Origin of the sequence: Undibacterium sp. Ren11W (assembly GCF_049340485.1) — a bacterium.
Lineage (GTDB): Bacteria > Pseudomonadota > Gammaproteobacteria > Burkholderiales > Burkholderiaceae_D > Undibacterium.
On record NZ_JBMPPB010000001.1, the window covers coordinates 962,926 to 974,987 of the forward strand.

A 12,062-nucleotide genomic window follows, 5' to 3' on the forward strand; every position below is an offset into this window, starting at 1 on the left:
AATTTACCAACTAAGAACACAGCTCCTATCAAAGATACCGTTGGCTGTTCTCCTTACGACATCAACACATAAAAAACTTTAAAAAAAACAAAAGCTGCATAGCAGCCTCTGAAGTATTAATACCCTATTTGCATACGTTTAAAGCTATTTTCGACCAAGAATCACACCCAATAACAATCCTATACTGGCTGCCGCGCTGATAGTTTTCCATGGATTTTCTTTAACGTAATGGTCTGCTGACACCGCCATTTCTTTGCCGGCGACCATCGCGCTCGCGCGCGCGTCATTTGCGTTTACCATAGCGCTATCAAGCAATTTCATAGCATGCTGGCGCGCCTCAGTGGCTTTTTCACCTGTCAAGGTAGCGGCATCGTGAAACAATGCCTGTGCATCTTTAATAATAGTATTAACATCTTTGTTCATTACTCTGATATTTGATTCCAACATGGTGTTCTCCTGAGTGGATAAGTAAAAAAATTAGACTGCGTTTTATGCAAATTTTTATGCGAGTAAATCGCGCATATCGTCGGCATGTTCTTCTTCGACCGCCATAATTCCAACCAACATATGGCGCGTAGTGGGATCGGTTTCGCCTATCGTTTCTATCATCTGACGATAGGCTTCAATGGCAATTCTCTCAGCGATCAAATTGGCCTTGATCATATTCTGAATACTATCGGAATCGTCATACTCGGCATGACTACGCTCTATCAATGTCGCTGGATTAAAATCTGGCTTACCGTTCAATTGCACAATGCGTTCCGCCAATAGATCAGCGTGGCCCTGTTCTTCAATTGCGTGTTGTAAAAATTCAGCCTTTATTGGGCCGTTTTGCAAGCCACTAGCGGTGTAATAATGTCGCTTGTAGCGCAACACACACACCAGTTCGGTAGCCAACGCGCCATTTAACAAGGCAATCACTTTTTTTCTATCGGCCTGATAGCCGGCTGTTACCGCACCGTCATCCATGTCTTTTGCGGCAGCGCGGATAGCGGCAGTATCAATTCCAAATTTATTATCTTCACGCATAATTAACTTTCAGTAGACTTCGGAAATATCAGATCTCTATGTAAAATAAATTCACACAGTGATGAACAAATTCAACGCGGTGCGATTTTTCCAGTGGCATCAGAGAGAACAATCTCTACCCGTCGGTTCAGCTGGCGATTTGCTGGCGTATCATTGGCAGCGATTGGATATGACATTCCATAACCACGTATTGCAATACGGTCCCGATTGACGCCAGCCAATTGCAAAGCACTACGCACGGCAGAAGCACGACGCTCTGACAAATCCTGATTATGTTCAGGCGAACCGGTGTTGTCGGTAAAACCGTCTACCAGTACGGTGCGTTGCGGGTTTTGCTGCAATATGTCCGCCAGCTTTTGTGTCGTGCGCATGCCCTCAGGATTCAGACGTGCCAGATCTGTACCAAATAGCACATCGCCGATAGTGATGATGATCCCGCGTTCGGTTTTTTTAGCAGCAAGATCAGCCAGCTGTTTTTCCAGCTGAGCAGCGCGTGCTTGTGCTTCTATCGTCTCCCCTTGGGCCACCTGCGCCGCCAATCTCGATTGGTCAGCTATGGCATTGGCCTGATTCGCTTTTGCCCTTTCCTGATTGGCTTCCAAACTGCGTTGATCCAGGCGAATTTGATCGCGTTCTTTACCAGCGTTGGCTATCTCAGCTTCGGCGTATCGTTGATTGGCGATTTCTTGGGTCGTTGCGATTTTTTGTTTAGCTAGGTATGCCAACTTGTCAATTTTTTCGTCGCTTTCTTTCTTGCTGGCAGCATCATTTGCCTGTGTCAATGCATCGCCCGCCTGTTTCATTTCTGAACGAGCATAATTCATCACTTTAGAATCATTTTGCGCAAGCACATAGTCGCTACGTGTTTGATCAAGCAAACTGGTAGTCTTCGGCATAGAACTGCAAGCGCCGACCAGTACCGTAATTGCCAACAAGACCGGAGTTAATTTTGATCGGATAAATAGAATTTTTTTCATGATGTTTCCTTTAAGGTTGTTCAATTCGATATTTTCACTATTGAATTTATTGCGCCGCAATCAACGTTTTTTGACGATTTTTGTTTGACTTTTCTTACAAAAATTCATTTTTGATTTGCACGATTTAATTCTTCACGTAACACGCCAATGTCCTCTTGCAAGGCATCTGCCGCCGCTTGTGCCTTTGCCGATGTGGCCTTGCTTTGCGCTAGCTTTGCATCGGCTTGCGCCTGGTTGGCCAGGTCGATCGCCAACTTATAATCTTTTTTCGTCAAGGCAATATTTGCCGACGCCATTTTTTCACGTGCAGATGTCATTTCCATAGGCGCGAACTCGGCCCCTCCAGCAGTGGCCGCATTATCTACTGCCGCTTTTGACACCGCGACGTCAGCGTTAGCAGGCACCTTCATGCTGGTACAAGCGACAGTCAACACTACGACAAGACTACAAAGTGCCAAGAGGCCAATTTCTCTATTTTTTTTCATCATATTTCTCCGGTAGACCGCAAATTCAAAAGTAGTTTTACGTTTGATGATTAAGGTTATAGGCGCAGTGACGTTACCGGTATGTACGTTGACGCACACAGTAATTATTTTTATTTCATGACCGGGACCAATACATCGAGTGAAAATTTGACTTGCTACGCTACAGTAAATTTGTCTACCGCAAATTGAAATCACCATGTCAATTGACTTTCTCTTATGTGCGCTAGCGCACCATCATTTTTTTCATCCGGCCTTAACATCAACAACATTAAATTAGATCTCTGTCTTTTAGAGACTCAACCGGTATAGAACTTACAAAAAATCGCACCAGCGTCCTTGTAGCCGCCCTGCCGAACGGAATTAGCCCCTTTGACGGCACGTTTAGCTAGACCGATTTGGCGTCAGTCTTACAATAGAAAGAAGCGTCATCAGTGAAACCAGACAACAACTCTTTGCGCGATATTTTCGTTTCATTAAAGAATTTTCTTTCCGCCGAAAACGCGCATGACCGGCAGGAAATTGATGCGCTGCCGTTACGTGCGGAATTGTTTAGCGCCCTGCAAATGGAACAACATGGGCGGATACTCGCCAATACGCATAAGTTAAGCACCGGATGGGTACGCGATCATTTATTGTCGCGCCTGGCAGATAATGAAGCGGTGATTATTGATACTTGTAACCAACTGACTGCAGCAGTCAAAATTGGCAGACAAGTGACGCCTGGCGCCGAGTGGTTACTCGACAATTTTTATCTAATTGAAGAACAAATACGCACTGCCAAGCGACATCTGCCAAAGAATTACAGTAAAGAATTACCCCGCCTGTCCAGCGGAAACTCTGCTGGCAGACCGAGGGTGTACGACATCGCCTTAGAGACCATCTCGCATGGTGATGGTCGCGTTGATCCAGAAGGCCTTAGTAGTTTTGTCGCCGCCTACCAGCAAATAACCACCTTAAAATTAGGTGAGCTGTGGGCTATTCCCATTATGTTGCGTCTGGCATTAATTGAAAATTTGCGTCGTGTTTCTGCACGACTTGCGAACGCCAGAGTGAATCGGAATCTGGCCTGTTCTTGGGCTGAGAATATGGCGGAGACAGCAGAGAAAGATCCGAATAATTTGATCTTACTGGTTGCCGATATGGCGCGCTCCAACCCGCCTTTGGATAGTTCATTCGTGGCAGAATTGGTACGGCGTCTGCAAGGGCAAAGTCCGGCACTCATGCTGCCATTGACCTGGCTTTCGCACCGCCTTGCCGAGACCGGTCTGACGATAGAGCAACTGGTGCAGTCTGAATCACAACAACAGGCGGCAGACCAAGTCTCAATTAGCAATAGCATTGGGAGTTTACGCTTTCTAAGCAGCATGGACTGGCGCGAATTTGTAGAAAACATGAGCCTGGTCGAGCATATTTTGCGCAAGGATCCAGCGAATGTGTATGACAAAATGGATTTTTCCACGCGTGATCGGTATCGCCATGTCATCGAAAATATCGCAAAGCACAGCAGCTTATCTGAGGTTGAAGTGGCAGATAATGCCATCCGTTTTGCCAGCAGAAGCAATGGAAACAACACGACAAACCAAGCTTGCAATGACCGCACTAGCCACGTTGGCTATTACTTAATTGGTCGTGGTGTGCGAGAGTTAGAGCGCTCTGCTGCCTTTCAACTACCTCTGATCAAAGCACTTAAACGCATTGGTGCAGAGGCTCCATTAAGTATTTACCTCAGTAGTATTGTCCTCTTGAGCCTGCTGGCGACAGGCGCGATTGCCAGCAAAGCGTATTTCGATGGTGTTAACCATTACCTCTTAGGATTGGTCGCCCTGTTTTCCTTGCTTGCCACCAGCCAGTTAGCACTCGCATTAGTAAATTGGCTTGCTACTTTACTGACCATGCCAAAATTACTCCCGCGCATGGATTTTTCTACTGGCATACCAGCCGATTCAAGTAGTTTGGTTGTCGTACCAACGCTGCTGTTTAATAAAACCAATATCGATAGCCTGACCGAGGCCCTGGAGGTGAGGTTTTTGGCCAACCGCGATGCCAATCTACATTTTTGTCTACTCAGCGATTTTGCAGATGCCACCACAGAGACACTGTCTACAGATGCCCATTTACTGCATTTTGCCAAAAATAATATCGATGAATTAAATACCAAGTACCGCAGCCTGGACTCGCCTTTTGACCATTTTATTTTGCTGCATAGACCAAGACGTTGGAATGCACAAGAAAAGAGCTGGATGGCTTATGAACGAAAACGCGGCAAGTTAGCGGATCTCAACGCTTTCTTGCGTGGCGGCGCAAAGGACGCTTTTTCACTCATCGTTGGCAATATTGACAACATCGAGAACATTCGTTATGTGATCACGCTCGATACTGATACTGAATTACCGCGTGACGCAGCACGCAAGTTTGTAGCGACCATGGCGCATCCCTTGAATCGTGCATGCTACGACGAAAAACTTCAGCGCGTCTGCGAAGGTTACGGTGTCTTGCAGCCCCGAGTCGCGGTCAGCTTACCCGGCGCTAATGCCTCGCGCTATGAATTACTATGCGGTGGTGAGGTCGGTATAGACCCTTATACCCGAACAGTATCGGATGTCTATCAAGACGTATTTGGCGAAGGCTCCTTCATCGGTAAGGGCATTTACGAAGTTGATGTCTTTGAGCATGCGTTAAACGGACGCATGCCTGAAAACCGCATTCTCAGCCATGATCTGCTCGAGGGTTGCTATGCCCGCGCCGGCTTGATTAGCGATGTACAGTTACATGAACAACACCCATCAAGTTACGCCGCTGACGTCAGTCGACGACACCGCTGGATACGCGGCGACTGGCAGATAGCGTCGTGGCTATTCCCAAATGTCCCGGGCGGGCGCGATGCAAATACAGGAAAAATAACACGTTGTCGCAACCCATTATCGTCGCTCTCACGCTGGAAATTATTTGACAATCTAAGGCGCAGCGTCGTACCGATCGCGCTCACCGCGCTGTTACTCATAGGCTGGACCGTATTGCCGTCGAGCTGGTTCTGGAGTGCCAGTGCATTGGCGATTTTACTGATACCTGCGTTTTGCTCTTTCATATTTCACTTGCTCAAGAGACCTGAGGACGTGCTATTACGCCAACATTTGTCCGGTGTAATGCGAGCGACCAATCAACATTCTATTCAGGCGGCATTAACGCTTGCTTTTTTACCCTATGAAGCCTGGTTTAACCTAGATGCCATTATCCGAACCCAATGGCGTATTCTGTTTTCGCGCAGGCGCTTACTAGAATGGAAGCCCTCCAGCGAAACGAATCGTCAATCAGTTAATGGTCTCAGGTCTTACCTTAAGCAAATGTGGGTAGCGCCGAGTCTTGCGCTGGCAACCGCGATCTATTTGTTTTCGGAAAAACCGATGGCCTTAACGGCAGCTGCGCCGATTCTATTGCTATGGCTGGCATCGCCTTTTGTCGCCTACTGGATCAGCCGGCCAATTGCACGTCGGCCTGCCCATCTAACCGAAGAACAAAAAATCTTTCTGGCATCACTATCGCGTAAAACCTGGTTATTCTTTGAAACCTATGTGACAGAAAAAGACAATTGGTTGCCGCCTGACAATGTCCAGGAATACCCAGTTGCCGCCGTTGCGCGCCGAACCTCGCCGACCAATATCGGGGTATCACTACTGGCTAATCTTGCCGCCTATGATTTTGCCTACATCACGGCTGGACAAATGATCACGCGCACAAAAAACACTTTGCAGACGATGGCGAAACTAGAACGCTATCAGGGCCACTTCTATAATTGGTACGACACACAATACCTGACGCCACTACATCCCATCTACGTATCGGCGGTAGATAGCGGCAATCTCGCCGGACATTTATTGACCTTACGCCCTGGCCTGATTGCGCTGACGGATGCGCCTATTTTTGGGCACCGCGTGTTTCATGGAATTCGCGATACGTATGAAATTCTGCTTGCGACTAACGGCAACGATCTGAAGAAAACATTAACGCTGTTCAACAAAGATTTGACAATGGCGTGCCTGTTGCCGCCCGAAACACTGATAGTCGCGCACGACCTTCTGTTGCGTCTCAGTCATGCAGCCAGTAATTTCCTCGCTAGCCTTGAGATTACGTCAGACCCACAACGCCAAGTCTGGGCATCCGCGTTGGCGCAACAATGTCTGGACGCCTTGAGTGAACTAGACACGCTAGCTCCTTGGACAAGCATACTGACACCGGCCGAATGGATACATGAATTTCCCGGGCTGGCCAACATCCCTAGTCTGCGCCAGTTAGCACAGCTGGAATTTACTATGAAAACTAGCTTTGAGAAGAGTGAAGGCGCTAGAGCTACCGAGCAACACATCTCACAGGAACAGCTAGAACATATTCGGGGGTTGCGTCAAATGGTCGCTGATGGCAGTGCGCGGGCAAATGAACGTTTACTCCTGATCGAGCAACTTGCGCAGGTATGTACAGAATCAGCCCAGATGGATTACGGCTTTCTGTATGATTCCACCACGCACCTACTGGCAATTGGTTACAACGTTACCGAACGACGTCGCGATGTCAGCTGTTATGACCTGCTCGCGTCCGAGGCGCGTCTGGCTGCCTTTGTCGCCATCGCGCAAGGCCAACTTCCACAGGAGAGCTGGTTTGCACTAGGGCGCCAACTCACCATCGCTGGCGGCGAGCCTATATTATTGTCGTGGAGCGGCTCCATGTTTGAATATCTGATGCCGCTATTAGTGATGCCGACATTTGATAACACCTTACTCGATCAGACCTATCAATCCGCAGTGCAACGCCAAATCACCTATGGGGAACAACGCGGAGTACCTTGGGGAATTTCAGAATCAGGTTACAACGCCTTCGATGCCAGTTTGAATTATCAATATCGTGCCTTTGGAGTGCCAGGCCTGGGCTTCAAGCGCGGCCTTGGCGATGATTTGGTGATTGCCCCGTACGCCTCCATGATGGCCTTGATGATTGCACCCGAACAAGCGTGCAAGAACCTACAAGACCTGGCAGCTTTAGGTTTTGAAGGCCAGTTTGGATTCTACGAGGCCATCGATTACACACAGGCGCGCTTGCCGCGTGGGCAGAGCAATACCGTCATCCGGTCTTTCATGACACACCATCAGGGCATGGGCTTCCTGTCGCTAGCCTACCTGTTGCTTGATCGGCCCATGCAAAAACGCTTTGTGTCGGATCCGCTGTTTCAAGCGACCATACAATTGCTGCATGAACGCGTCCCCAAAGCGAGCGCCAGCTACTCTAACACCACCGAACTGGCCGACATTCGCACTACCGCCAACGATCAGGAGATGCAGTTTAGAGTATTACAGCGTCCAGATCCGCGTACGCCGGAGGTCCAGTTACTGTCAAATGGCCGCTATCACGTCATGATGACCAGTGCCGGTGGCAGCTACAGCCGCTGGTATGACACGGCGATCACCCGTTGGCGCGAGGACAGCACGCGCGACAATTGGGGGTCATTCTGTTACGTCCGCGATATGGAAAATGGTCATTTCTGGTCTACCACATACCAACCTACGTTAGCACAGCCTAGCAGCTATGAAGTGATTTTCTCCGAGGGACGCGCCGAATTTCGGCGTAGTGACAATAACTTCAACATGCACACAGAGGTGGTGGTCTCGCCGGAAGATGATATCGAATTACGCCGCACCCGCATCACTAACCGCTCACGCTATCGTCGCACCATAGAAATTACCAGCTATGCGGAAGTAGTACTAGCGCCAGCAGCGGCCGATGCAATGCATCCTGCCTTCAGTAATTTATTTGTCCAGACCGAAATCATCGAGCCGCAACATGCCGTACTTTGCACGCGCCGGCCTCGTTCACATGAAGAAAAAACCCCCTGGATGTTCCATCTGATGGCCGTGCATGGCGGCGAGATCAACGCGGTATCTTATGAAACCGATCGTATGCAATTCATAGGCAGGGGCAATACCGTAGCTGCACCACAAGCGATGCTGGAGCGCGGTGCACTGAGCAATTCTCAAGGTTCGGTACTTGACCCGATTGTGGCAATACGTCATCTGATCACGCTTGACCCAGAAGAATCTGCAAGTTTTGATATAGTGACAGGCATCGCAGACTCGCGCGCCGTCTGTCTTGAACTGATAGAAAAATATCAGGACAGACATCTGGCTGATCGCGTGGTCGAATTATCCTGGACACATAGCCAGGTCATGTTACGTCAACTCAACGCCAGCGAAGCAGATGCCCAGTTATATGGACGTCTGGCCAATTCCGTGGTGTTTATCAATCCCATGCTTAGAGCCGAGCCCGGCATATTGATCCGCAATCAACGCGGTCAATCTGGCCTATGGAGTCACGCTATCTCTGGCGACTTGCCTATCGTACTGGTACAGATAAAAAACCAGGAAAACATTGAATTAGTCAGGCAATTGGTACAGGCGCATGCTTACTGGCGCTCAAAAGGGCTGGCAGTGGATCTGGCGATCTGGAACGAAGAACATAACGGTTACAGGCAGGAGTTGCAGGAACAAATCATCGGGCTAATTTCGTCCGTCACTGGCGCCCACGCAATTAATAAGCCAGGCGGAATTTTTGTCCGCGTCATCGATCAGATTTCCAATGAAGACCGTTTATTATTTCAATCTGTGGCGCGCGCCATTTTGTCCGATAGTCGTGGCACCTTGGCCGAACAAATCAATCGCCGTGATATGGTGAAAGAGCGTAGAAATAGTTTTACTGCCAAGGTCGCACCGGTGACAGAACAGATCAACCGCCCTGAACCATCGGAAGAGCGTCGCCGCTTCTTTCCATTTAACAACGCGACCGCAGATGAACTGACCAGCCCACCTAATCTTGTTGAACCCCGAGTGCCACGTTTGCGACCGATTAACGTTGAGCCAAAAGACTGGGTCAACACGGACAAACTGCTACCAAGACGAGATCTAATCCTGACCAATGGCATAGGTGGTTTCACACCAGACGGGCGCGAATATGTCATTACTACATCCAGCGATCAAGTTACGCCAGCACCTTGGGTGAACGTATTGGCAAATCCACAGTTCGGCACGGTCGTCTCAGAAAGCGGTCAAGCCTATACCTGGGGTGAGAACGCGCATGAATTCCGCCTGACGCCCTGGGCCAATGACCCGGTCAGCGATTTGGGTGGAGAAGTATTTTATCTGCGCGACGAAGAGAGCGGCCGTTACTGGTCCCCTACTCCGTTGCCATGTCGCGGCACGGGTGATTATGTAACGCGACATGGATTCGGCTACAGTGTTTTTGAACATAGCGAAGATGGTTTAGTTTCTGAATTGACCGTATATGTCGCCCTGGATGCCTCGATCAAATATTCGGTACTGCGGGTCCGCAATGATACTGACCGAACCCGGCAATTATCTGCCACCGGCTATGTGGAATGGGTGCTGGGTGATTTACGGCCGAAATCAGTCATGCATATCCATACCGAAACCGATCCTGCCACGAATGCACTGTTTGCCCGCAATCCCTACAATACAGAATTTACCCGACGCACCGCGTTTTTTGATGTCGATAGCAGCACACGCAGTTTTAGCGGCGACCGTAATGAATTTATCGGTCGTAACCGTTCGCTGCACAACCCTGCAGCAATGGAACAAATTCGCTTGTCCGGTAAGGTTGGCGCAAGCTTAGACCCCTGCGCCGCCATGCAAGTACAGTTTGAATTAGGTCAAGGCCAACAAAAAGAATTGGTCTTTATGCTCGGTGTCGCCGACACCCGACGTACCGATGTTAGCCAACTGGTACAGCGTTATCGTGGCGTCACTGCTGCGCAAGAAGCCCTGGCTGCGGTACACGCCTATTGGCAGCAAACACTAGGTGCGGTGCAGGTCGAGACGCCCGATCCGGCCTTTGACGTACTCGCCAACGGCTGGCTGATGTACCAGACGATAGCCTGTCGTTTGTGGGCACGCAGCGGCTATTATCAATCGGGCGGCGCTTTCGGTTTCCGAGATCAGCTGCAAGACACTATGGCACTGGTGCATAGCGAGCCCAAGCTGGTACGTGAGCATTTATTATTGAGCGCCGCACACCAGTTCATCGAAGGCGATGCGCAGCATTGGTGGCACCCGCCAACCGATAGAGGAGTCCGCACCCACTGTTCGGATGATTTCTTATGGTTGCCACTGGCGGTGCATCGTTATATATCGTGCACAGGCGACAGCGGCATACTCGACGAAACTATCCATTTTATTGAAGGACGTGCACTCAATCAGGACGAAGATTCCTACTACGATCTGCCTATCCTTTCACCAGAAACCGCCACCCTATACGTCCATTGTGTCAGGGCGATAGAGCGCGGCTTAAAATTCGGCGTGCATGGCTTATCGTTGATCGGATCTTGCGATTGGAACGATGGTATGGACAAGGTAGGGCAACACGGCAAGGGTGAAAGTATCTGGCTCAGCTTTTTCCTGTATGAAGTGCTGATGCGTTTTTCTGAAGTCGCGGCGATGAAAAATGACACCCCATTTAAAGAACGCTGTCATCAGGAAGCCACGACACTGCAGCAGAATATAGAGAGCAATGGTTGGGACGGTAATTGGTATCGTCGCGCCTATTTTGACGATGGTACGCCACTCGGTTCGGACCAAAATATTGAATGTCAGATCGATTCCATCTCACAAAGCTGGTCAATATTATCTGGAGCAGGAGACCGGGCCAGATCGAAAATGGCCATGCAAGCGGTCGACCGTCGTTTGGTAAGGCGTGACGACGCCATCATACAATTGCTCGACCCGCCCTTTAACAAATCTGATCAAAATCCGGGCTACATACGCGGCTATGTCCCTGGTGTACGCGAGAACGGCGGACAGTATACGCATGCCGCTATCTGGACCGCCATGGCATTTGCTAAGATGGGAACAAACGGCGAACTTGCTGACCGGGAGCGTGCCTGGGAATTAATGCGCATGATCAATCCGGTAAATCACGGCAACTCGGCCGCGACTATCGCCAAGTACAAAGTCGAACCTTATGTCATCGCGGCCGACGTGTATGCAGTAGCACCGCACGTAGGTCGTGGCGGCTGGACCTGGTATACGGGATCATCTGGTTGGATGTATCGCTTGATGACCGAGTCGCTACTAGGTTTGCAGCTAATGGGAGACAAACTAAGGATCAGTCCGTGCCTGCCGCGCGACTGGCCTACCTATCAATTGCACTACCGCTATCGCGACACCATGTACCACATCCGCGTTAATCAAAACAGTGATACAGCAAACTCAGCCAGCATCACTGTCGATGGCGTCAATCAAGCGGATGGCTTGATTGCGCTGATCGACGACCGGCAAAACCATACGGTGGAAATCGTAGTTCAGGTCTAATATAAGCCGGTCCGTAAAAGTCAGCACTTGGAAAAATCCACCAATTCAAAACCTCTCATGGGCCTTTCAAGGGCTCATGAGACCGCGTTTTATCCTCGTGTCCAATCGCGACATGCTTTGTCAGGATTTTGCGAGAGTTGTCATTAGTAGCTGCTTTGGCTACGACGAATAAAAATCTCGGTCTATTCCTTATCTTCGTTCGCTAACGT

At 49.5% G+C, this 12,062-nt stretch carries 5 protein-coding genes; 1 reads left to right on the plus strand and 4 read right to left on the minus strand.

Features of this window, described 5'->3' with window-relative positions; translation table 11 throughout:
• Window positions 1-144: 144 nt before the first annotated feature.
• The 4 genes from ACO0K8_RS04340 to ACO0K8_RS04355 form a co-directional block, all read right to left on the minus strand.
• Window positions 145-447 (minus strand): DUF883 family protein, encoded by a 303-nt coding sequence (locus tag ACO0K8_RS04340; RefSeq protein WP_422945387.1) that lies wholly within the window; start codon window positions 445-447, stop codon window positions 145-147.
• A 54-nt stretch (window positions 448-501) separates the two neighbouring features.
• Window positions 502-1,029 carry a ferritin-like domain-containing protein gene (locus tag ACO0K8_RS04345; RefSeq protein ID WP_422945388.1) on the minus strand — a complete coding sequence of 176 codons (528 nt, stop codon included), beginning with the start codon at window positions 1,027-1,029 and terminating at the stop codon, window positions 502-504.
• A gap of 71 nt (window positions 1,030-1,100) precedes the next feature.
• Window positions 1,101-2,006 carry an OmpA family protein gene (locus ACO0K8_RS04350; protein WP_422945389.1) on the minus strand — a complete coding sequence of 302 codons (906 nt, stop codon included), beginning with the start codon at window positions 2,004-2,006 and terminating at the stop codon, window positions 1,101-1,103.
• A gap of 104 nt (window positions 2,007-2,110) precedes the next feature.
• Window positions 2,111-2,494, minus strand: coding sequence for a DUF4398 domain-containing protein (locus ACO0K8_RS04355; RefSeq protein WP_422945390.1), 384 nt, complete (start codon window positions 2,492-2,494; stop codon window positions 2,111-2,113).
• A 428-nt stretch (window positions 2,495-2,922) separates the two neighbouring features.
• Between ACO0K8_RS04355 and ACO0K8_RS04360 the strand changes: the two genes are divergently transcribed.
• On the plus strand, window positions 2,923-11,853 hold the full coding sequence (locus ACO0K8_RS04360) for a GH36-type glycosyl hydrolase domain-containing protein (RefSeq protein ID WP_422945392.1): 8,931 nt from the start codon (window positions 2,923-2,925) through the stop codon (window positions 11,851-11,853).
• Window positions 11,854-12,062: the final 209 nt, after the last annotated feature.